The sequence below is a fragment of the Bacteroidales bacterium genome, from assembly GCA_023229505.1.
Lineage (GTDB): Bacteria > Bacteroidota > Bacteroidia > Bacteroidales > JAGOPY01 > JAGOPY01.
This window is the reverse complement of record JALNZD010000003.1, coordinates 132,056-153,817: the sequence shown is the minus strand read 5'-3', so window position 1 is coordinate 153,817 and position 21,762 is coordinate 132,056. Positions and strand designations below refer to the sequence as shown.

Here is a 21,762-nt window from a genome sequence, read left to right as displayed (position 1 = left end):
ATCCTCAGATGGATTCAAAAAAGTGGAGGTAGAGATAAGGATTTAGCAGATTAATTGTAATTTTGAGTATCGTTCATAACAGAGTCGAAAATGAGCAAGATCGTTGTTACAGGAGCCGCAGGATTTATCGGAAGTTGCCTTGTGGGCAAGCTGAATAACAAGGGATATAAGGATATCATCCTTGTTGATGATTTTTCGCATCCTGAAAAAGAGAACAATTATATTCACAAAGCTTACCTGGAAAAGGTAGACCGGGATCTTTTCAGCGGCTGGATAGAAAATCATGCAAATGAAGTGGAATTTGTCTTCCATATGGGTGCCAGGACTGATACTACGGAGTCTGACCGTTCGGTTTTCGACAAATTGAACCTGAATTACTCCAAATCGGTCTGGAATGCATGCGTCCGTCATGGCATCCGGCTGATCTATGCTTCATCAGCCGCGACTTACGGTATGGGTGAATTGGGCTATGATGATGACCACCGCATCGTTGAAAAACTCAGACCTTTAAATCTCTATGGGGAATCAAAAAATGATTTCGACAAGTGGGTTCTTTCGCAACATCAGTCTCCTCAGTTCTGGGCCGGGATTAAATTCTTCAACGTTTATGGGCCCAATGAATATCATAAAGGCAGGATGGCTTCAGTAATCTTTCATGCCTATCACCAGATCATGAAAACAGGGATGGTCAGGCTGTTCAGGTCGCATAATCCGGATTTTAAAGATGGGGAGCAACTAAGGGATTTTATATTTGTGAGAGATGTTATTGACGTCCTCTTTTTCCTTTTTAAAAGGGGAGAGCAAAGCGGCCTGTATAACCTCGGAACCGCCAAAGCAAGGACCTTCCTTGATCTTGCCCGGGCCACCTTCCACGCATTGGATTTTCCGGAAAATATCGTTTTTATAGATACCCCGGCAGACATTCGCGATAAATACCAGTACTTTACGGAAGCCAGGATGGAGAAACTCCGGTCGGCAGGTTATGATAATTCTTTTTACTCCCTGGAAGAAGGAATTGAAGAATACGTGGTGGAGTTTTTAAAGAATGAAAGATATTTTTAAGCCTGGGGCATTGAATTGAATGATCAGGGGAGCCCTTTCCCTACCTCGATAAGTAAGCTCCTGATTTCCTGAAGGGATTTTATAACCTCAATATTCGTTTCCGCTTCGCTTTTGTGTTTTGAAAGATGATCACGGGCACCCTGGATCGTGTATCCCTTTTCTTTCACCAGGTTATAAATCAACCGTAAGTTGTCGATATCTTTTGCAATGAATACACGGTTGCCTTTTTTATTCTTCTGAGGGTGGATTATGGTGAATTCCTTCTCCCAGAAACGGATCAATGATGGATTAACCCGGAACATCTTAGAGACTTCACCTATTGTATAATAAAGCTTTTCTGCCATTCAGTTTAGCATTAATCCATGGTTTGCGACGGGCGCTGAGATAACATGAGCATCTCCTCATATTGCTGTGGCGTGACGTCGTTGAAGAAATAATTAATAGGATTTACAGCCTGGTTACTCTTCCAGACCTCATAATGTAAATGGGGAGATGTGGATTTACCTGTACTTCCTATCGTACCGATAACCTGGCCGCGTTTAACCCGTTCTCCGGCCCTCACTTTAAATGACTGAAGGTGAGCATACATAGTTTTGTAACCAAAGCCATGGTCGATGATGATCTGGTTCCCATATCCGCCTTTTGATCGCTCACTGGTGATCACGACTCCATCCCCGGTTGCATAAATTTCGGTCCCCGGTGGAGCAGAGAAATCTACGCCTTCATGGAATTTCGGCACTTTATAATAAGGATCCGTCCGGTAACCAAAGTAGGATGACAAACGACGGAGGTCCTGGTTGCTGACAGGTTGAATGGCTGGAATACTCGCAATAAGCCGCGTTTTATCACGGGCCATTTCATAGACTTCATCAAACGATTTGGTCTGAACGTACATTTTAGCCGTGATCTGGTCCAATTTTGCAGCAGTTTGAATGAGAAGGTCAGAATTCCGGTATCCTTCAAGGTCTTTGTAACGGTCTGCTCCCCCGTAACCGGCTTTCCTGGCTTCAGAAGGTATTGGCTCTGATTCAAAGATAACACGGTAGATATTATCATCACGGTCGGCCATATCATTCAGGACAACCTGTAGTTTTTCAAGACGTTCGTTCATTAGTTTATACTGAAGCTCATATTGCCTGATCTCACGCCTCAGCATTCTTTCTTTTGGTGAATCGAAGAAGTAAGAGCCGATTACCACGAAGACCACTGTAAAAACCACGCTTGTTGATAAGTAAGAAAGAATTTTCAGAATATAATGCCTTGCCGTAAGCCTGGCATGTTCAAACGATAAGGTTTTATGGTTGAATACGTATTTTACTCTCTTGCCCATTTTATAACTTCATCATTTATAAGAATTAATATAATTCTACCTTTTTAAGTATTTAACCAGAGAGCAAAAATAAATAAAATTAATTTTGCAGTTCATTTTGAAAAAGCATATTGACGGGCAAATAATCAGAATATTAATGAAATCAGCAGAAGTCAGGAAAATATTTTTAGAATTTTTTGAATCAAAGGCTCATAAAATCGTCCTATCGGCGCCCATGGTTGTCAGGAATGATCCGACTTTGATGTTCACCAATGCAGGTATGAACCAGTTTAAAGATATTTTCCTCGGACATGCGCCGGCGAAACATCTTCGCATTGCCGATACGCAGAAATGTCTCCGGGTTTCCGGCAAGCATAACGACCTGGAAGAAGTCGGACATGACACCTATCACCATACCATGTTTGAAATGTTGGGAAACTGGTCGTTCGGGGATTACTTTAAGAAAGAAGCGATCGAATGGGCCTGGGAACTGCTGACAAAAGTCTATGGGATTTCTGAAGAAAACCTGTATGCAACGGTGTTTGAAGGGGATGCTTCAGATAACCTGGGAAAAGATATTGAGTCGTCCGCAATATGGAGCCGTATCATACCGCCCGGGCGGCTATTGCCTGGTCCTAAAAAAGACAATTTCTGGGAGATGGGTGAAACCGGACCCTGCGGCCCATGTTCCGAGATTCATTATGACCTCAGAAGTGATGACGAAAAGCTGAAAATCCCGGGCCGGGAGCTGGTCAACAAAGGTCATCCGCAGGTTGTCGAGATCTGGAACCTGGTTTTCATCGAATTTAACCGCCAGATGGACGGAAAGCTGGTTCCTTTGCCACAGAAGCATGTTGATACCGGGATGGGTTTTGAAAGACTGACGATGGTCATACAGGGGAAGAAATCAAATTATGATACAGATATTTTCCAGCCTGTTATTAATGAAATTGGGAGAATTTCAGGAATAGCTTATGGTAATAATGTAGATGAAGATATTGCGATGCGCGTGATTGCCGATCATTTGCGCGCTGTCTCTTTTGCTATTGCCGATGGTCAGCTTCCATCCAACACCGGGGCCGGATATGTCATCCGCCGGATTCTGCGAAGGGCCATCCGTTACGGTTATACTTTCCTTGATCTCAAGGAGCCGTTCATGGGCCAGCTGGTCCCGGTATTGTCCTCGAATATGGGGGCTTATTTTCCTGAGCTTCGTTCACAGGGGGAACTGATCCGCAAGGTGGTGGCTGAAGAGGAACAATCCTTCCTGCGGACTCTCTCTCATGGCATCAGGAAGTTTGAGCAATATCTCAAGGAGAATGACACAAAAAAAACGATCGGCGGCAAATTTGCTTTTGAATTGTTCGACACCTTTGGTTTTCCGGTAGATCTTACGCAGGTTATGGCAGCGGAAAAAGGCTGGTCGATTGACATGAAAGGATTCCAGGAAGGCCTGGAAGAGCAGAAAAACCGGTCGCGAAATGCGGCACAGGTGGATACGCATGATTGGGTTGCCTTGAAATCTGATGGTGAAGCCACGGAATTTTTAGGATATGATGCACTCGAGGCTGATGTGGAGATCGTGAAATACCGAAAGGTTAAAGCGAAGGGGCAGGAATATTTTGAACTGGTCCTGAACCGGACTCCATTTTATGCCGAATCCGGTGGCCAGGTTGGTGACCGGGGCTACCTGGAATGTGGCGGCCAGCGGGTCATGGTGGAAGATACTTACAAGGAGAACGACCTGGTCATTCATAAAACGACGGAGATGCTGTCTGATTTAAGTAAAAAAATCAGGGCAGTAGTGGATAGCGGGAAAAGAGGAGCGACGGCAAATAACCACAGCGCTACCCACCTTATGCATGCCGCTTTAAGGAAAGTCCTGGGGAACCATGTGGAACAAAAAGGATCACTGGTGGATGAGAATCACCTTCGTTTCGATTTTTCACATTTCACTAAAATGACGGATGAGGAGATTCGCGAAGTTGAGATAATCGTTAACAGCAGGATCAGGGAGAACATCAGCAAAGGCGAGAAGCGGAGAGTCCCGGTCGAAGCAGCTAAAAAAATGGGGGCCATGGCTTTGTTCGGAGAAAAATACGGGGAGGAAGTCAGGGTGATTACGTTTGATCCGGGTTACTCTGTCGAACTTTGTGCCGGCACCCATGTTCCCTCGACAGGCCAGATCGGCTTTTTCAAAATCATTTCTGAAGGGGCCATCGCCGCGGGTGTCAGGCGTATTGAAGCTGTTACCGGCGAGAAGGCGGAAGCTTATTTTTACGAGCAACTGGCGCTCATCGAAGAGATCCGCGAAATATTAAAGAATACCAAGGACCTGGCGAAAAGTGTAAAAAGCATGGCTGAAGAGAACAAGGCCCTGTTAAGAAAGATCGAAGAGCATAATCGTTACCGGGTTGATGCATTGAAAGTTGAACTGCTCCGGAATGCTGAAATGATCAATGGAATCTCGTTCATTGGGGCAAAACTTGACCTGGATGCAAAAACAGCCAAGGATCTGGCTTTTTCAATGAGTGACCAGCCCGGCAGCCTGTTTATTTTATTTGTCACTATCTCAGAAGATAAGGTGAACATAAGCCTGATGCTGTCCGCTGACCTGGTAAAAGAAAGGGGATTGCATGCTGGTAACCTGGTCAGGGAACTGGCCCGTGAGATCAATGGCGGGGGCGGGGGACAGCCTCATTTTGCCACAGCAGGCGGAACCAATGCCAAAGGCATTCCGGTAGTTTTGGAGCAAGCCAGGAAGATCGTTGGAAGTCTTTAATTTTTAATTTTTAATTTAATAGTCTTCATCTCCCTGGAACGAGATGATCCGGTTGACAAATTGCGAGAGATCGTAATGGTCAGTAAAAACTTTATGCAATTCATGCAGGATGGGGAAGTGTCCATTGAGATTCCTTGATGCCAGTACCTCCACTAAAACATTCACAGCGATTTTTCCTTCGAGTACCACTTTATCTGACATTTCCCTCGTAAAAAATCCTTTGCCGATAAGGAGTCCCAGGGTACGGTTCCTGCTGAGGTCGTTCAGGGCAGTCAGTGTGAAATCGCCAAATCCGCAGAATTTGAACATGGTCTGTTCGCAGCCGCCGAATTCAAGAAGTATATTCCTCATCTCCTTAAAAGCCTTTGTCAACACCAGGGAACGCAGGTTAGGTGCATCAAAACTGGCATCGGTTATACCTGCCACGATGGCATAAATATTTTTCAGGATGCTCAGGATCTCCACACCCTGGACATCGGTACTGTAATCCAGGTATATGTTCGTATCGCGGAATAATTGGCTGAATTTGGGGAAAAGGCTAGGATCATCAGATCCGACAGTGAAAGCGGTCGGTTGATTATTGATGATGTCGCGGGCAAAGGTTGGTCCTTTCATCGGGCAGACCGGGTTTGGCAGGAACTCTTTCAGGCATTTGATGATGGTGCAATTATGTTCGCCAAAACCTTTAGCAAGGTTGACAATAATACAATCAGCGGGAATGATTTCTTTATGTTTTTCCAGGTAACGGACGGTTTCAGCAGATGGGATCGCTGAAAAGATGAACCCGGCCGATTTTATCGGTTCGGTGCTGCATGTGGCTTTTAATAGTGGATTCAATGAGATGCCCGGAAAGTATTTCTGGTTGACGTGAATCTGGTTGATGGAATTCACCACCTCTTCTTCAATCGAAACCAACGTAATGTCATTTTCATTATTCTTAGCGAGAGAATTGCCCAGGGCTGTTCCAATAGCTCCTGCTCCGATAAAGACAATCTTATGATTGGTCATGAATTTTAATTGATCGTTAAATTAACGTCATAAAAAGCACAAAGTTAGCTGAAAATAATATGCATGCAAATCCACCTGGTTATGCTATGCATCACCCTCTGATCCTTCTTTATCGTTCAATTTATTCTTGCTTGCCTCGTAAATGCTGGCATTCAGTTCAAAGCCAATTAATAACATCAGGGCAGTAAGGTTGATCCACACGATGATCATGATCATGGTTCCTAATGATCCATAAAATCTGTTGTAATTGGTGAAGTTTTCAATAAAGATTGAAAACACTTTAAAGCTTAAGACGGATAACAGAGAAGCAAGTATGGATCCGGCTGAAAAGAAAGGGAAAACCCGTTTTTTAGCCGGTGCAAGGTAATAAATGCTTGAAAAAGCAATCAAAGAAGTAAGCAGGATGATGACCCACTGACCCGCCTGCAGCAAGAACAAAGTGGAATTATCACTTATTATACCTTTGCTTTCCATAAAATACAATACAATAGATGATAAGGCAAGGGCTGCACCGGAGATAATCATGTTTACCGCAAGGATAAATACCAGTAACAAAGCAATCAGTTGCTTTTTTAAAGAGGTACGCGACTCAATTGAATGGGAAGACTGGTTAAAGGCATTCATGATAGCAATTACCCCACTACCGGCAAAATAGAGAGTGATTAAAAAACTTATGGAGAGCAGGCCGGTTTGCTGGTTGGTTATGATATCTTCAATGGTTGACCGTAAAAGGATGAAGGCTTCATAGGGGATAACTTCCTGCAAGGTCATCATCATATTCTCTTTCAGGTCAGTAATTGGAATATAAGGAATCAGGGTAAATAAAAATAGAACGGCCGGAACGAAAGCAATGATGAAAGAATAGGAGATGGCGTTAGCCCGGAGGGATATCGAACTTTTCTTCATTCCACGGATAAAAAACAATCCTACTTCGTAAAGAGAGACACCTCTAAATCCCGGAAGGACAATTTTACGTGACAGAAGGAAAAGCGGAATAAAAATTAGTCTGAAAAGCTTCGTGATTAAGCCTTTAACTTTTACTGAGATTCTTATAATAAATTCCTTCATATAAAGGCTATAGTACCGCTTTAAGACTCATATCCAGACTTTTGATGTGGTGAGTCAGGGCGCCGACAGAAATGAAATCCACTCCTGTTTCAGCATATTCCCTGATATTATGGGCATTAATGCCCCCTGAAGCTTCAGTTTCAAAACGTCCACCGATCATTTTCACAGCTTTGACCAGGTCAGGAGCCGTGAAATTATCGAGCATGACCCTGTCAACCCTGCCGACGCTTAATACCTCTTCCAATTCCCGGAAATTACGAACCTCAATCTCAATTTTTAATTTTTCATTTTTAATTTTTAATTCTTCAGGCTTCATCTTGCTTAGATAGGCATTCACGGCTTCAATGGCTTGCCTGATACCTCCGGCAAAATCCACGTGGTTATCCTTGATCATGATCATATCGTAAAGTCCCATCCGGTGGTTTTCCCCGCCGCCCAGCCTGACCGCGGTCTTTTCCAATTCCCTTAAAAGTGGGGTGGTTTTCCGGGTGTCAAGGATCTTTGCTCCGGTACCTTCAATAAGTTTTACCAACTGCGAAGTAGCAGTAGCAATGCCGCTCATCCTTTGCATGAAATTGAGTGCCAGCCGTTCACCAGTGAGGATGGACCGGGAACTTCCGGATATGTAAAAGGCAATATTACCGGGCATAACGGCTGATCCGTCCGCTATCAGGATATCAAATTTAAGGGATGGATCGAGAAGATAATAAACTTGTCTGGCTATATCAACACCTGCCAGGATTCCTTCTTCTTTAATCAGCAGCTTCGACTTACCGGTTGCTTCCCCGGGGATAGTTGCCAGGGAAGTATGGTCACCATTACCAATATCTTCTTCCAGTGCTTGCCGGATAATTTCTTCAATATTCATGCGGAGGGTCCGGTTACTTTTTTTTCTCTTCAAACTTGATCTTTTGAATCAGGAAGCGGTCTTTTTCCTTGCGCAGATTGATATATACCTGGTATTGCCTGTTGCCGGTAACATAGTTACCAATTGCAAACCTGGATATGGGATCAATTGTACCCTTTTGAATTACTGTAAAAGAATCAGGCGGATATTTTTTAAAGAAATCTTTCATAATCATTTCACCCTGTGCTGCACTGTAAGTATTTTCATTGTCCGGAAGGAGCAACTCGACAGTTACGTTGAATGAAGCTGACAAACTTCTGGCATCTGATCCCTGCATAGCTTTAAAGATAGGATCGAAGGGGTCATCCTGTGCCTCTACCTTTACCCATGTTGCAAGAATGGTGAACATCATCAGGAGAATGACTTCTTTCATACCTTGAAGTTTATTGCAAATTTATCAAATAAATCCATGTCGTAATAAATATAGGAAAGCCCGGGTTGTCCCTGCAAATTGCTAAATTTGTTTTTAATTGCAAAAATTGCACCATGAATATCATTGTAACAGGCGCAAGCCGTGGAATCGGTTTTGAAACCGTTAAGAATTTCGCACAGGACCGGCAAAACAATGTCTTTGCAATAGCCCGCGGAAAAGGGGGACTGGAGAAATTGAAACAAACATGCAGGAATATAAGCGGTATTGATAATGTACATATCTTTCCATTTGACTTATTGCAAGGTAATTATCCGGCAATATTAGTGCCGGAAATTCTGAGAATAATGAATAACGTTGATATCCTGGTCAATAATGCCGGATTATTGCTCCATAAGCCTTTTGAGAATATGGAAGAAAGCGATTTTGACCTGATGTTCCATGCAAATGTAAAGAGCGTATTCAATCTGACCAGGCACCTGCTTCCTCATTTCTCCAAAAACGCCCATATTGTCAATATTGGCAGTATGGGAGGCTTCCAGGGGAGTGCGAAATTCCCTGGTTTGTCGCTTTATAGCGCCAGCAAAGGCGCTTTGGCTATATTGACTGAATGCCTGGCTGAAGAGTTCAAAGGCAGGCAGATAAAAGTTAACTGCCTTGCTTTGGGATCAGCACAAACAGAGATGCTGGAGCAAGCTTTTCCCGGCTATAAAGCGCCTCTCTCCGCCGGAGAGATGGCTGCTTTTATCACTGAATTCTCCCTCCGTGGTCACCAATGGTTCAACGGAAAGGTTCTGCCTGTGTCGGTTTCTACTCCATGAATCATTTATTCAGATTAATAGTTTATTTATGACTGACATACGGTTCTGTCGGGGGCGATTGATTTTCTGCTATCTTTGTGACCGGAAATCAGCAAACTTCTCATGGCTTCAGCCACCATTATTCATCCCGGAATTATCGAAAGCATTACCGGAGATAAAATTTTTGTCAGGATACTTTCACATTCTGCCTGCAATTCATGTCATGCGAAAGGAGCGTGCACCATTGCCGATGTTGAGGAAAAAATCATCGAAGCAGATATTGACCCTTCAGGAAACCGGAAGCCAGGGGAACAGGTAATGGTCAGAATGGAAGAATCTTTGGGGCAGAAGGCCGTATTAATGGGCTATGTACTGCCATTAGTTGTATTAGTGGGATCCATCATTCTTTTTCTGTCCGTCCTCAAACATGAAGGACTGGCGGCTTTGCTTTCCCTTTTAATGCTTGTACCCTATTATCTTACATTATATTTGTTCAGAAAGCAGTTAAGAAAAGAATTCAGGTTTCGGATCGAATGAATTGAACAACAGGGGTTTTCGGTTGTTATTAATAATTATTCATTATTCATTTTTCACACTCCCATATCTAAAATCAAAAAGAAAAACTATGAAATTTTATCACTATTTTATTTTCATGCTTGCCATGCTGATGGCAGGATTCATCCAGGGACAGGATAGCCAGGAGCAAAATGTCCCGATCGTCTCAAAAGCAGTTTATTTTGATGTTACCCCACCGCTGAGGGATATGCCTATTGTCCTCCCGGGAGAGCGTGACCGTTCCTGGAAAGATAATATCATCCAGAATAAATCCATGGAAGATGAATACAAAAACATGGAAGCAAACATCCCGGAAGATTTTGTTGATCCGGTACTGCAGCAATCATATCCTGCCTCGAGGGAAATTGCAGGACCGGTACTTAATTTTGAAGGCGTTGGAAATCTCTGCAGTTGTGCTCCACCTGATACTGAAGGCGATGTGGGTCCTGATCATTATTTTCAAATGATAAACCTTGCTTTTGCCATCTGGGATAAGCAGGGAAATTTACTTTATGGCCCAGTCGATAACAGCACATTATGGGACGGGTTCATCGGACCCTGGACAGGTACAAACGACGGTGACCCGGTTGTTTTATATGATGAATTAGCTGACCGGTGGATTGCTTCGCAATTTGCTGTAAATACGTCTAATGGAACTTATTGGCAACTGGTAGCCGTCTCATCAACGTCTGACCCCTTGGGATCTTATAACCGGTATGCTTTTCAGATGCCGGCTTTCAATGATTATCCAAAATTATCAGTGTGGCCGGATGCTTATTACGCGACATTTAATATGTTCGGCAGTTATACCCGTGTGGGTGTGGCGGCTTTCGAGCGTGATTCGATGCTTGCTGGCAGCCCGGATGCCCAAATGGTTTATTTTAACCAGCCTTCCGGAACTTTCAGTATGCTGCCGGCAGATTTTGACGGGACGCCACCTCCTGTCGGTTCCCCTTGTTATTTTGCTCACTTAAGGACATTTTCCTCACAGAATTTTGAAGTATATGAATTTGATGTTAACTGGGATTCACCATCAGGTTCTGCTTTCACGATGGTCAGCGACCTCACTACGGCTTCTTTTAACCCAAATCTCAATGGAGTGCCGCAACCTGGCACCGGCACCAGGCTTGATGACCTTGGCATGATGATCATGTTCAGACTGCAATACCGTAATTTCGGCACTTACCAGACTTTGGTGGCTAACCATACTGTCAATGCAGGCGCCGGCCGGACAGGTGTCAGGTGGTATGAATTACGTAAAGAGACCGGCGACTGGTATATATATCAACAAGGCACTTATGCCCCTGATGATGGTGAATACCGATGGATGGGAAGTATTGCAATGAACGGTAACGGAGATATCGGTCTTGGATTCAGTATTTCCAGCGCATCAACTTATCCGTCAATCCGTTATGTAGGAAGACGTGCTGATGCGACACCGGGCGAAATGAACCTTGAAGAAATACAGATCATTGGCGGAACAAGTTCTCAAAGCGGCATGGATCGTTGGGGCGATTATTCCTGCCTTTCAGTCGACCCGACTGATGATTCCACCTTCTGGTTTACGAATGAATATTACAAAAGCGGGTGGAAGACCCGGATTGCCTCGTTCAATTTCGGCCCTATTTTACCGCCTGAAGTCGATGCCGGAAACGATACCATTATCTGTGAAACTGAGCCATTCCAGGCTGATGCCCAGTCTTTTTATCAGCAATCTGTCCAATGGTACTCATCAGGAGATGGGTTCTTTGTTGATCCATCAAAAATACAGGCTGTTTATCTCAGAGGTCAGGGGGACGTTGTAAACGGAGGGATGACCCTGTGGATGGTCGGAACGGGATATTTGCCCGGACAAGAAGACTCTGACACTGTCAATGTTTCTTTAGCTAAGATAGCAAAAGCGAATGCGGGACCTGATTCTACGATCTGCGCTGATGAGACAATTATGCTTTCAGGGTCAGCGGAATACCAGGATTCGATCCTCTGGAAATCTGATGGGGACGGTACTTTCGATGATGTAAAGATATTTAATCCTTTATACACGCCCGGGACAGAGGACATTTCTAAAGGATTTGTATGGCTGAGGCTGACAGCATACGATTCACTTCCTTGTGAAAGCTCTCATACTGATAAGGTGAAGATTACAATCGATCAGTGCACAGGCATCAGAGAAGGAACGGAAAGCCAGTTTTCCATTAAAGTAGTCCCAAATCCTGCCTATTCACAACTGAATTTCCAGATCAGGGGGATTGAAAAAAACCAGGAAACCATGCTGACCATGACCAATACTCAGGGTATTGTGGTCTTTACCATGAAACTCCCTATAACTGACGGGCAATATTCCAACTCCATGAATATATCCCGGTTCCCCAAGGGTATTTATTACCTTAAAGTCAGCAATATGAAGGAGCAGGTCACGCAAAAAGTCGTCCTGCAGTGAGCTTTATTTTTGGCTTGCGATCATCAGTTGAATCAAGGTTCTTTATATACCTTACAAATAGCTTAAAAACTAGCAATTTAGAAGGTTTCTAAATTTTACAGAAACCTATGATTTTCAGAAGCTTCAATACCCTGGTATTAGAAGCTTCTTTTTTTTTCATCATAAGTTACACTAGTTCAATGCTTTACTTAAAATCCTAAATTACATTCCCATTGTTACTATTTTCACAATTGTTTTTAATTTTACTCCACCCTTCTAAAACCGAAATATTCAGGTTTTAAGGCGTAAATTTTTAAACAGTAGACTAAGGTGGACAGTATATTGATTCTTGGCGTTGTATCACTCAGTGCGATTGGTTTAGTATCCGCGGTTGTGCTATATTTCGTCGCCCAGAAATTCAAAGTCATAGAAGATCCCAGGATTGGAATTGTGGAAGAATCGCTTCCGGCTGCCAATTGCGGGGGATGTGGCTTTGCAGGCTGCCGGAATTTTGCAGAAGCATTAGTTAAAAAAGCTGAAGATGAAAAGTCGATTGAGGGATTGAATTGCCCGGTCGGAGGATCGGATGTGATGAAAAAGGTGGCAGCCATTCTTGGATTGGTGGCTTCCGAAGCAGAACCACTCATTGCGGTAGTGCGCTGCAACGGATCATTCGGGCATGCGCCGGCCAAAGTTAAGTATGATGGGCCAGCCACCTGCGCTTTTGCGCATAATTTGTATGCGGGGACCAGTGGTTGTGCGTACGGTTGCCTGGGGCTTGGCGATTGCGTGGTTTCCTGCAATTTTGATGCTATTTTCATGGAACCTGAAACCGGTTTACCGGTGGTCAAAGAAAACTGCATCGCCTGCGGGGCCTGCGTAAAAGCTTGCCCCCGTGGCATTATCGAATTAAGGACCAAAGGCAAAAAAGACCGCCGGATCTATGTTTGTTGTGTTAATGAGGAAAAAGGAGGACCAGCAAGGAAGAATTGCTCGGTTGCGTGTATCGGATGTGGAAAATGTGTTGAAGTTTGTCCTTTCGAGGCCATCACGCTAATAGAAAACCTGGCTTATATCGATTTCGATAAGTGCAAACTTTGCAGGAAATGCACCCCTGTTTGTCCGACAGAAGCTATCCATGAGATCAATTTCCCTTCCCGTAAAGAGAAGGAAGCAGAAGAATTATCAAACAAAAAAACAGGATGTGTGCATTGAAAACTTTCCGTTCAGGAGGTGTTCATCCAACCGAAAATAAACTATCAGAGGAAAGCTCCATTGAAGTTTTCCCATTACCCAGGCAGGTTAGCATACCTGTTAACCAGAACCTGGGAGCGCCCGGTATTCCGATGGTTAATAAGGGAGATACCGTGAAAGTCGGTCAGCTGATCGCTAAAGGCGAAGCTTTCATTTCATCCAATGTTCATTCATCTGTATCCGGAAAAGTACTTAAGATCGATGACATGATCGATCAAACCGGTTTTAGAAGAAAGGCTGTGGTGATTAAAGTGGAGGGAGATGAATGGGAACTTTCAATAGATCGCAGCCCCGGGATCAGGAAAGAACTTACCCTTGCGCGTGAGGAGATCATTAAAAAGATCCATGATATGGGCATTGTTGGCATGGGGGGGGCAACTTTTCCTTCTCATGTCAAATTGATGGTCCCGGATGGTAAAAAGGCCGAGTTCCTGATAATAAACGGGGTTGAGTGCGAGCCTTATCTTACGGCCGACCACCGCCTGATGCTGGAAAAAGGAGAAGAAGTGCTGATCGGCACCATGATACTGATGAAAGGCCTTGGCGTAGAAAAAGCCATTATCGGAATCGAAAACAACAAACCCGAGGCTATACGGCATATGACTGAATTGTCAAAACAATATCCCAATATTTCCATTCAGGCCTTGAAGGTCAGGTACCCTCAGGGTGGTGAAAAACAACTGATCAATGCCTTGCTGGGCCGTGAAGTCCCGTCAGGAAAATTACCCATTGAAGTCGGATGTGTGGTCAATAACGTGGGAACAGCTTTTGCCGTTTATGAAGCGGTTCAGAAGAATAAGCCGCTTATCGAACGCATTGTCACAGTGACTGGTAAAACAGTAAAAAAACCATCGAATTTCCTTGTCAGGATAGGTACCCCGGTTCAGGAGCTATTGGAAAGGGTTCAGGCAGACCTGGAAATTACCGGAAAGGTTGTCAGTGGAGGCCCCATGATGGGGAAAGCGCTGAACTCGCTCGAAGTTCCTGTTGTAAAAGGGACATCAGGGCTTTTACTATTTACCGAAGTAAATTCCTCCCGCACTGAAATGAAGGCATGCATCCGTTGCGGTCGTTGCGTAAGGGTGTGCCCAATGGGTCTCGAACCGATCCTGCTTGCCCAATACTCGGAGAATAACATGTGGGATATGGCAGAAGCCAATTTGGTCATGGATTGTATGGAGTGTGGATCATGCCACTATACCTGTCCTTCCGGACGTCCATTGCTCGATTATATCCGCCTCGGAAAAAATAAAGTCGGTCAAAATATCAGAAACAGAGGAAAAAAATAAGATATGGGCTTACTCACAGTTTCAGGTTCTCCTCACATCCACGCTGATCAGTCGGTGCCGAAAATCATGTACGGTGTTGTTATCGCCATGATCCCGGCGATGCTGGTTTCATTTTATTTTTTTGGCCTGGGCGCTGCTAAGGTCATGCTGGTGTCGGTACTGGCCTGCCTTTTCTTTGAATGGGTCATTCAGAAATACCTGCTCAAAGGCATTTTGACCATTAACGACGGATCAGCTCTTGTTACAGGCGTATTGCTTGCATTCAATGTCCCCAGCAACCTTCCCGTCTGGATGACCATTGTTGGCGCATTCGTTGCTATTGCCATCGCGAAAATGAGCTTTGGAGGCCTGGGTAAAAATCCCTTTAACCCTGCTTTGGTCGGGCGGGTTTTCCTGTTAATGTCATTTCCGGTGGATATGACCACCTGGCCGGTGCCAAAGGCGATCTTTGGCGGTACGGCCGTAACAGATGCCATTACCGGCCCGACTACTTTGGGTATCGTAAAAGAAGGACTGAGGGCAGGCAAGACAGTATCGGAGTTGTTACCCCAGATTCCGGACTATGCACGTGAATTACTGGGTAACCAGGGAGGGTCACTTGGGGAAGTATCTGCTATTGCTTTGCTGATCGGGGCGCTTTACATGTTTTATAAGAAGATCATTACCTGGCATATTCCTGTTTCTTATATTCTATCAGTCGTGGTATTTGCCGGTATTTTCTGGCTGATCAACCCCGAAAGATACCTGGACCCTTTATTCCACCTGATTACCGGTGGCATGATGCTCGGTATTTTTTATATGGCAACCGATATGGTCTCTTCACCAGTCAATACAAGAGGGATGTTGATCTTTGGCGCCGGCTGCGGGATTCTGACCATGATCATACGGCTCTGGGGAGGGTACCCGGAAGGCGTCTCATTTGCCATTCTGATCATGAATGCCTTCACACCGCTTATCAACAGGAGTTTTAAACCCAGGCGGTTTGGCCTGGTTAAGAATTAATTAAATCTTTTTCCTCATGGCAATAAAAGAATCTTCTTTAAAAAATATGATACTTTCCCTGTTGGTGATATCTTTGGTCGCTTCACTGGCCCTTGGCGGCATTTACAATATTACCAAGGAGCCGATTGCACTGGCTGTCAAAGCCAAACAGGAGAGTGCCATAAAAGAGGTACTGCCGGAATTTGACAGCCTCACTTTCTATAAAGTCATGCCCGAAAATGGGAAAGACTCCCTGGTTATTAACCTGGCTTATAAGGGAGACACGCTGGTTGGAACAGCCGTAAGTACATACTCCAATATTGGGTACGGGGCAACACAGATCCAGCTGATGGTTGGGTTTTTACCGAACTCCACTATTCAAAACATTTCTGTCATTCAGCAGAATGAAACACCCGGTTTGGGTACAAAGATGAAAGAGCCTAAATTTAAGGACCAGTTTAATGGGAAAAAGCCTGATAAATTCAAACTGAAAGTGAAAAAAGACGGCGGCCAGGTGGATGCCATAACTGCTGCTACTGTCAGCTCCAGGGCATTCTGTGATGCAGTTGACCGGGCTTATCAAACTTATCAAAAGAAAGGAGGAAACCGACCATGAACCAGTTGAAAAACTTCACAAAAGGATTTATAAAGGAAAACCCGATCCTGGTATTGCTGCTTGGGACATGTCCGACCCTTGCTGTGACTACTTCAGCCATTAACGGCATTGGGATGGGGTTGGCAACAACATTTGTCCTGGTCGGTTCAAATGTTGTGGTTTCTGCCGTTAAATCCAGCGTTCCGGATAAGGTGCGTATTCCTGCATTTGTTGTTATCATTGCATCTTTCGTTACCATTGTCCAGTTACTGATGCAGGCTTACACCCCTTCACTCTATGACGCCCTGGGTATTTTTATCCCTTTGATCGTGGTTAATTGCATCGTTCTGGGCAGGGCAGAAGCATTTGCATCCAAGCAAAGCGTTTTATCCTCCCTGATTGATGGGTTGGGAATGGGATTAGGTTTTACTATGGCCCTTTTTCTTCTTGGCTCTGTGAGGGAAGCCCTGGGTAACGGGTCCCTTTTGGGTTATAAATTCATCGAAGGCGATGGCATCCTGGTTTTTATTCTTTCACCCGGTGCATTCATTGCACTTGGATATTTTATCGCGCTGATGAACAGGATTAAAAAAACTACTTAAAATCGACGTAAAATGGAATATTTTGTCATCATCATATCGGCAATTTTTGTTTCCAATATTGTATTGTCGCAGTTTCTTGGAATTTGCCCCTTTTTGGGGGTCAGCAATAAAGTTTCAACAGCTATTGGCATGAGCGCTGCGGTGGTCTTTGTTATAGCTTTGGCTACGATCGTAACCTGGTTGGTTTATAAATATATACTTATTCCCTTTGATATAACATTTTTACAGACAATTAGCTTTATCCTGGTCATTGCTGCTTTAGTGCAGATGGTCGAGATTATCCTGAAGAAAATTTCCCCGCCGCTCTATCAGGCCCTTGGAATTTATCTTCCGCTTATTACCACTAATTGCGCGGTGCTTGGCGTAGCGCTTCTTGTCCATACTAAAGAATATAATCTTTTGCAGAGCGTTGTTTTTGGTACATCTATCGCCGTGGGATTTGGTTTCGCCATTGTCTTATTTGCAGGCATTCGAGAGCATATGGAACTGATGGGAACGCCAAAAGGCATGAAAGGTGTGCCTATTGCGCTGGTAACAGCAGGAATATTATCTTTGGCTTTTATGGGCTTCAGCGGACTGGTGAAATAATGGGAAACGAAAGCGTCATCTATTTCAGGGATGTCCCGATTTACCAACGGGATAGCATGGTTTTTTCCGGGGCTTCCCTTGAGGTTAAACAAGGGGAATTTGTTTATTTAATCGGTAAAACCGGCACGGGTAAAAGCTCCCTACTTAAGGCCATGTATGCAGAATTGCCCGTTAAAGAAGGACAGGCCATGGTTGCAGGGTTTAACCTTATCGGCATCAGGAATAAAGAAATACCATTGCTCAGAAGGAAACTGGGGATAATCTTCCAGGATTTTCAGCTCCTCAGCGACCGGAATGTGGAAGATAACCTGATGTTTGTTTTAAAAGCAACCGGGTGGAGAAATAAGAAAGATATGGCCGGGCAGATCAGGGAAGTCCTGCAAAAAGTAGGACTTTTCACCAAGGGATTTAAATTACCTCACCAATTGTCCGGCGGAGAGCAGCAGAGAGTTGCCATTGCCCGGTCCCTTCTGAATAACCCGGAGATCATCCTGGCAGATGAGCCCACAGGTAACCTTGACCCTGAAACTTCCCGTGAAATTATGAAACTGTTGATTGAGATCAGTCAATCGGGACGTGCCGTATTGATGGCAACGCATAACTATTTATTATTGAATGAGTTTTCTTCCCGAATCATCAGATGTGATGGGGGCAGGATTCACGGCTTGTAAATCAGCCCGATCATTCTTTGTCCATTAACCAGGTTATCATATCTTTCTTTGAGAAACTCCGCCCGGCTATTGACTTCATCAAGGGTGAATTCTTCACTGAAAAGTTCTTTTAGCTTTGTGCGGAGCTCTTCCGACGTATTACCGGTTTCGCACAATGCGTCCAATGAAGTGCCTTTGATCATAGGTTCATTGACCAGGCAGAACCTCCCATTGTATAATGTGTTTAATAGCTTTAGTTTCAAGCCTGTAGCCTGGAAAGTGACCAGGATATTTACCTGTGCATTCCTGATAAGGTCGAACATTTTTTCATCGTCAGGGTTGGCCACAACCATTATGTTGGGCCTGGATTCCGCCAATTTAACAAACTTATCACGTGGTTTCATGCCGGCAATGATAAGGGGAATATCAAGCCCGTCAAATACTTTTGTAACCAGGTAGGTGGCTGCAAACTCATTCTCAGGGACTTCTATATTTCCATGGTAAAGCGCATAATCACCTTTGCCTGGGAGGACGGAAACATTGTTATTTGCGTGAAAGCTGGGTAAATGATAAATGTTTTTGCCTGGAAAATGCTGTTGAAGGTAATCAGTGTCATGTTGCGAAACAGCAAGCATTAGGTCAGCATTCCGCAACACCTTCTGGTATAAACGGAGCTTGGCACTGGCCAGCAGGAAATAAATCCTGTTCCTGAAGTTCGCATCTACTTTGAACAGGTTGAAATAGTACCGGTGTTCGATGTTGCTTTCCCGGTATATCTTCATCCGGTTCCTTAGACGGGGATCATCAATGTAATAACAACTGTGAAGCCCTTCAAACAATACCGGGTAATCATCTTTCAACAGGTTGGCCATTAAAACTTCCGACTTCCTGGAAGTCACTATGTAAGGTTTAAAACTAAATGCTGAACGAAGCCCTGTTTTCCTCGGATAATAAAAAACTTCCTCGCAAAGTGAATTTAGTTCTGTCGACCGGTCACGTCCCGGGTATTCAAAACAATGCAGGTGGATTTTAATTCCGAGTCTGTGTAAAGTCCTGATCTTGTAATAAACATCAATAACACCGCCATAATTAGGAGGATAGGGTATATCGAAGGAAATAATATGTAAGTGCTTATCCGGCATAAGTTTTATAAACCTCTTTCAAGGCTTCTTTTTCATTTTCCCAGCATAGCTCTGCAGCGGCAAATTTAAGGTTTTCTTTCCATTTCGCAATGCGGACGGGGTCACGGAGCATCTCCTGTATTTTATCGGCAATATGCCGGGGGTCATGGCTCACTATCAGGGAACCTACATCGTATTTCAGGATTATTTTGCTGATCTCGGGCAAGGGCGAGGCCAGTACCGGGACCCTGGCCTGGATGTAATCAAATAGCTTGTTAGGAAGGCTGAAACGATAGTTGATATTAGTGTCCTTGTCAATCGTCAGCCCAATGTCGGCATTTACCGTATAGCAGTATAATTCATCAAAAGGCAACCGGGGAATAAACATGACCTTATCTTTCAGCAAGGGATCTTCAGCCATCTTTTTTAAATTCCCGATGACATCACCATCACCGATGATGAGCAATATTGCGTTGTCGAGATATTTCATGGCAAGGATAGCTTCTTCTGCGCCTCGCTGGATGTTGATCCCTGCTCCCTGAAGGAGTATGATCTTCTTATCTTCCGGCAATCCAAGCGCAATACGTGACTTCTCGACACGGTATTCCCTGAAATACGGAACATTGCGGACCACCTTAACATCGACCCCGTATAACTCCCGGAAAATGACTGCTAATGATTCATTGACCGTAAATACATGCCTGAGCCTGGGAAAAATCATTCTTTCGATGGCTTTCCAGACAGATTGCACCCATTTGCGATTAACCAGTTCGGGAACCTTCGTGAAATTCTCATGACTGTCGTAAACCAGGGGAAGATTTTTGAAATTGGAAATTAGAAAATTGGGCAATAAGGTGTCGAGGTCGTTAGAGACAAGCAGTTCAACTTTTCTGAAAAGCAAAAGAATAAAAAGGCGAAAGTTGAATTCGGCATAGAATAACGGCCCTTTTTCAAAAAGCAGCCGCATACGGTACATTGAATAAGGCCTTTGCGCTAATGGGATGGAGTCCTTTTTTTTTCTGCCAACTAACTTAACCTCAAAACCCATCTCCGTTAATGTCCGGCAAACCCTGTCCACCCGCTGGTCGGTGCTCAGGTCGTTAATAACCGATACGATGACTTTTTTCAAAAGGATGAAGAAATGAGAAACACAGCAATTTCCAATGGCACTAAATTAGCATAATTCGCCGACATTTGCTTAAATTTACTGTTTTCAAGAACGCACGACTAATGGAGATATTTTCACAACACCCGCTAAGATCTTATAATACATTTGGAATTAAGGCTTATGCGCGTGAGTTTGCCGAAGTGATAACGGATGATGAACTAAAACATCTTTTAAGCCAGTTTCGCTCCGGATCAAAGAAACTGATCATCCTGGGAGGAGGAAGCAATGTCTTATTCACCGGTGATTTTGCCGGAATAGTTATTAAAATCAGTACCCGTGGCATGGAGGTGTTGAAGGAAGATGAAGAGGAGGTCCATCTAAGGGTCGCAGCCGGAGAAGACTGGGATGGACTGGTTGAATTCTGCGTCAAAAAAGGATGGGGAGGCCTCGAAAACCTGTCGGGAATACCCGGTCAGGTCGGCAGCAGCCCGATACAAAATATCGGAGCTTATGGAACGGAGTTGAAGGATTATTTCGAATCATTAGAAGCGATTAACCAATGCACGGGAGAGACCATCCACTATGGGACTGAAAATTGCCAGTTTGGTTACCGCGACAGTATTTTCAAAAGAGCGCTGAAAGGCAGGGTTATTATTACCCATGTAGTTTTCCGTTTGCTGAAGAAACCCGTTTATAACCTGACCTACCAGGCATTAAATCAAAAACTGGAACATCTTTCAGCCAATGAGATCAATTTGCATAAGATCCGTGAAGCCGTTCTTCAGATCAGGTCATCCAAACTGCCTGATCCAAAGGTTATTGGTAATGCCGGGAGCTTTTTTAAGAACCTGGTTATCAGTTATTCGTTATTGGAGAGTTTGAAGGAAAGGTTTCCGGGGATCGTTTATTATGAGAGTTCGCAGTTCGCAGTTCCCAGTTCCCAGTTCGCAGTTCCCAGTTCGCTGACCGCCGACCGCGAACCGCGAACCGCGAACTGCAAACTGGCTGCTGGTTGGCTCATTGAGCAATGCGGATGGAAAGGATACCGGGAAGGCGATGCCGGCGTGCACAAAGACCAGGCGTTGGTGCTGGTGAATTACGGGAAAGCTACAGGCCGGGATATCCTCGATTTGTCCGGAAAGATACAGCGCTCCGTAAAGGAAAAATTCGGGGTTGATCTGGAGAGAGAGGTGAATGTTGTCTAGGTCTCCAATTAAAATAGTTAAAAAATGATCTGGGTAAGGAATTTCAATCCGGAAATTCATCACCGTCGATCTATCCGATTACCGGATTA

The 21,762-nt window shown here is 44.3% G+C and carries 21 protein-coding genes; 13 read left to right on the top strand and 8 right to left on the bottom strand.

Going from position 1 to position 21,762, the window contains the following annotated elements:
• Positions 1–90: 90 nt before the first annotated feature.
• Complete coding sequence (gene rfaD, locus M0Q51_02120; protein ID MCK9398775.1) at positions 91–1,062, top strand: ADP-glyceromanno-heptose 6-epimerase; 972 nt, start codon at positions 91–93, stop codon at positions 1,060–1,062.
• 23 nt (positions 1,063–1,085) lie between these two features.
• Here the strand turns inward: rfaD and M0Q51_02115 are convergent, their stop codons facing one another.
• Together M0Q51_02115 and M0Q51_02110 are read right to left on the bottom strand one after the other, a co-directional pair.
• The gene (locus M0Q51_02115; GenBank protein MCK9398774.1) at positions 1,086–1,406 is read right to left on the bottom strand and encodes a MerR family transcriptional regulator; all 321 of its coding nucleotides are present in this window, start codon (positions 1,404–1,406) and stop codon (positions 1,086–1,088) included.
• An 11-nt stretch (positions 1,407–1,417) separates the two neighbouring features.
• Entirely contained in the window at positions 1,418–2,392 is a 975-nt protein-coding gene (locus M0Q51_02110) for a M23 family metallopeptidase (GenBank protein MCK9398773.1), read from the bottom strand.
• A 136-nt stretch (positions 2,393–2,528) separates the two neighbouring features.
• Here M0Q51_02110 and alaS point away from each other — a divergent pair, with 136 nt between their 5' ends.
• On the top strand, positions 2,529–5,153 hold the full coding sequence (gene alaS, locus M0Q51_02105; GenBank protein ID MCK9398772.1) for an alanine--tRNA ligase: 2,625 nt from the start codon (positions 2,529–2,531) through the stop codon (positions 5,151–5,153).
• 15 nt (positions 5,154–5,168) lie between these two features.
• Here the strand turns inward: alaS and M0Q51_02100 are convergent, their stop codons facing one another.
• From M0Q51_02100 to M0Q51_02085, 4 genes are all read right to left on the bottom strand, one after another.
• On the bottom strand, positions 5,169–6,161 hold the full coding sequence (locus M0Q51_02100; protein MCK9398771.1) for a hypothetical protein: 993 nt from the start codon (positions 6,159–6,161) through the stop codon (positions 5,169–5,171).
• Between the two features lie 84 nt (positions 6,162–6,245).
• Positions 6,246–7,229 carry a YihY/virulence factor BrkB family protein gene (locus M0Q51_02095; GenBank protein MCK9398770.1) on the bottom strand — a complete coding sequence of 328 codons (984 nt, stop codon included), beginning with the start codon at positions 7,227–7,229 and terminating at the stop codon, positions 6,246–6,248.
• A 7-nt stretch (positions 7,230–7,236) separates the two neighbouring features.
• Positions 7,237–8,097, bottom strand: a complete 861-nt coding sequence (gene nadC, locus M0Q51_02090) for a carboxylating nicotinate-nucleotide diphosphorylase (protein MCK9398769.1) — start codon at positions 8,095–8,097, stop codon at positions 7,237–7,239.
• A 13-nt stretch (positions 8,098–8,110) separates the two neighbouring features.
• Positions 8,111–8,509, bottom strand: a complete 399-nt coding sequence (locus M0Q51_02085; GenBank protein ID MCK9398768.1) for a DUF4783 domain-containing protein — start codon at positions 8,507–8,509, stop codon at positions 8,111–8,113.
• A gap of 113 nt (positions 8,510–8,622) precedes the next feature.
• On the opposite strand from M0Q51_02085, the gene M0Q51_02080 reads away from it, so the two are divergent.
• The 10 genes from M0Q51_02080 to M0Q51_02035 all read left to right on the top strand — a co-directional run bounded on the left by M0Q51_02080 (position 8,623) and on the right by M0Q51_02035 (position 18,260).
• Positions 8,623–9,327, top strand: coding sequence for an SDR family oxidoreductase (locus tag M0Q51_02080; protein ID MCK9398767.1), 705 nt, complete (start codon positions 8,623–8,625; stop codon positions 9,325–9,327).
• A gap of 102 nt (positions 9,328–9,429) precedes the next feature.
• Positions 9,430–9,843 (top strand): SoxR reducing system RseC family protein, encoded by a 414-nt coding sequence (locus M0Q51_02075; protein MCK9398766.1) that lies wholly within the window; start codon positions 9,430–9,432, stop codon positions 9,841–9,843.
• Between the two features lie 88 nt (positions 9,844–9,931).
• Positions 9,932–12,301, top strand: coding sequence for a T9SS type A sorting domain-containing protein (locus M0Q51_02070; GenBank protein ID MCK9398765.1), 2,370 nt, complete (start codon positions 9,932–9,934; stop codon positions 12,299–12,301).
• Between the two features lie 309 nt (positions 12,302–12,610).
• Positions 12,611–13,495, top strand: a complete 885-nt coding sequence (locus M0Q51_02065) for an RnfABCDGE type electron transport complex subunit B (protein ID MCK9398764.1) — start codon at positions 12,611–12,613, stop codon at positions 13,493–13,495.
• Complete coding sequence (rsxC, locus tag M0Q51_02060) at positions 13,483–14,823, top strand: electron transport complex subunit RsxC (GenBank protein MCK9398763.1); 1,341 nt, start codon at positions 13,483–13,485, stop codon at positions 14,821–14,823. Before M0Q51_02065 ends, rsxC begins: the two co-directional genes overlap by 13 nt.
• A gap of 3 nt (positions 14,824–14,826) precedes the next feature.
• A complete protein-coding gene (locus M0Q51_02055) occupies positions 14,827–15,825 on the top strand; it encodes an RnfABCDGE type electron transport complex subunit D (protein MCK9398762.1) in 999 nt (332 codons plus the stop codon).
• A 16-nt stretch (positions 15,826–15,841) separates the two neighbouring features.
• Positions 15,842–16,420, top strand: a complete 579-nt coding sequence (locus tag M0Q51_02050) for an RnfABCDGE type electron transport complex subunit G (protein MCK9398761.1) — start codon at positions 15,842–15,844, stop codon at positions 16,418–16,420.
• A complete protein-coding gene (locus tag M0Q51_02045) occupies positions 16,417–17,001 on the top strand; it encodes an electron transport complex subunit E (protein MCK9398760.1) in 585 nt (194 codons plus the stop codon). Before M0Q51_02050 ends, M0Q51_02045 begins: the two co-directional genes overlap by 4 nt.
• 12 nt (positions 17,002–17,013) lie before the next feature.
• Positions 17,014–17,589, top strand: coding sequence for an electron transport complex subunit RsxA (rsxA, locus tag M0Q51_02040; protein MCK9398759.1), 576 nt, complete (start codon positions 17,014–17,016; stop codon positions 17,587–17,589).
• Complete coding sequence (locus M0Q51_02035) at positions 17,589–18,260, top strand: ATP-binding cassette domain-containing protein (protein MCK9398758.1); 672 nt, start codon at positions 17,589–17,591, stop codon at positions 18,258–18,260. Before rsxA ends, M0Q51_02035 begins: the two co-directional genes overlap by 1 nt.
• On the opposite strand, the gene M0Q51_02030 is transcribed toward M0Q51_02035, so the two are convergent.
• The gene (locus M0Q51_02030) at positions 18,248–19,381 is read right to left on the bottom strand and encodes a glycosyltransferase family 1 protein (protein ID MCK9398757.1); all 1,134 of its coding nucleotides are present in this window, start codon (positions 19,379–19,381) and stop codon (positions 18,248–18,250) included. The genes M0Q51_02035 and M0Q51_02030 overlap by 13 nt on opposite strands.
• Positions 19,371–20,489, bottom strand: coding sequence for a glycosyltransferase (locus M0Q51_02025; protein ID MCK9398756.1), 1,119 nt, complete (start codon positions 20,487–20,489; stop codon positions 19,371–19,373). The genes M0Q51_02030 and M0Q51_02025 overlap by 11 nt, the downstream gene beginning before the upstream one ends.
• Before the next feature lie 101 nt (positions 20,490–20,590).
• Here M0Q51_02025 and murB point away from each other — a divergent pair, with 101 nt between their 5' ends.
• Positions 20,591–21,673, top strand: a complete 1,083-nt coding sequence (gene murB / locus M0Q51_02020) for a UDP-N-acetylmuramate dehydrogenase (GenBank protein ID MCK9398755.1) — start codon at positions 20,591–20,593, stop codon at positions 21,671–21,673.
• Positions 21,674–21,762: the final 89 nt, after the last annotated feature.

Coding starts and splice junctions, on each gene's coding strand:
- M0Q51_02050 (MCK9398761.1), top strand. CDS start 15,842: ATGGCAATAAAAGAATCTTCTTTAAAAAATATGATACTTTCCCTGTTG.
- M0Q51_02100 (MCK9398771.1), bottom strand. CDS start 6,161: ATGACCAATCATAAGATTGTCTTTATCGGAGCAGGAGCTATTGGAACA.
- M0Q51_02070 (MCK9398765.1), top strand. CDS start 9,932: ATGAAATTTTATCACTATTTTATTTTCATGCTTGCCATGCTGATGGCA.
- nadC (MCK9398769.1), bottom strand. CDS start 8,097: ATGAATATTGAAGAAATTATCCGGCAAGCACTGGAAGAAGATATTGGT.
- M0Q51_02080 (MCK9398767.1), top strand. CDS start 8,623: ATGAATATCATTGTAACAGGCGCAAGCCGTGGAATCGGTTTTGAAACC.
- M0Q51_02045 (MCK9398760.1), top strand. CDS start 16,417: ATGAACCAGTTGAAAAACTTCACAAAAGGATTTATAAAGGAAAACCCG.
- rsxC (MCK9398763.1), top strand. CDS start 13,483: ATGTGTGCATTGAAAACTTTCCGTTCAGGAGGTGTTCATCCAACCGAA.
- M0Q51_02095 (MCK9398770.1), bottom strand. CDS start 7,229: ATGAAGGAATTTATTATAAGAATCTCAGTAAAAGTTAAAGGCTTAATC.
- M0Q51_02110 (MCK9398773.1), bottom strand. CDS start 2,392: ATGGGCAAGAGAGTAAAATACGTATTCAACCATAAAACCTTATCGTTT.
- M0Q51_02030 (MCK9398757.1), bottom strand. CDS start 19,381: ATGCCGGATAAGCACTTACATATTATTTCCTTCGATATACCCTATCCT.
- rsxA (MCK9398759.1), top strand. CDS start 17,014: ATGGAATATTTTGTCATCATCATATCGGCAATTTTTGTTTCCAATATT.
- M0Q51_02035 (MCK9398758.1), top strand. CDS start 17,589: ATGGGAAACGAAAGCGTCATCTATTTCAGGGATGTCCCGATTTACCAA.
- alaS (MCK9398772.1), top strand. CDS start 2,529: ATGAAATCAGCAGAAGTCAGGAAAATATTTTTAGAATTTTTTGAATCA.
- M0Q51_02075 (MCK9398766.1), top strand. CDS start 9,430: ATGGCTTCAGCCACCATTATTCATCCCGGAATTATCGAAAGCATTACC.
- rfaD (MCK9398775.1), top strand. CDS start 91: ATGAGCAAGATCGTTGTTACAGGAGCCGCAGGATTTATCGGAAGTTGC.
- M0Q51_02055 (MCK9398762.1), top strand. CDS start 14,827: ATGGGCTTACTCACAGTTTCAGGTTCTCCTCACATCCACGCTGATCAG.
- M0Q51_02085 (MCK9398768.1), bottom strand. CDS start 8,509: ATGAAAGAAGTCATTCTCCTGATGATGTTCACCATTCTTGCAACATGG.
- M0Q51_02115 (MCK9398774.1), bottom strand. CDS start 1,406: ATGGCAGAAAAGCTTTATTATACAATAGGTGAAGTCTCTAAGATGTTC.
- murB (MCK9398755.1), top strand. CDS start 20,591: ATGGAGATATTTTCACAACACCCGCTAAGATCTTATAATACATTTGGA.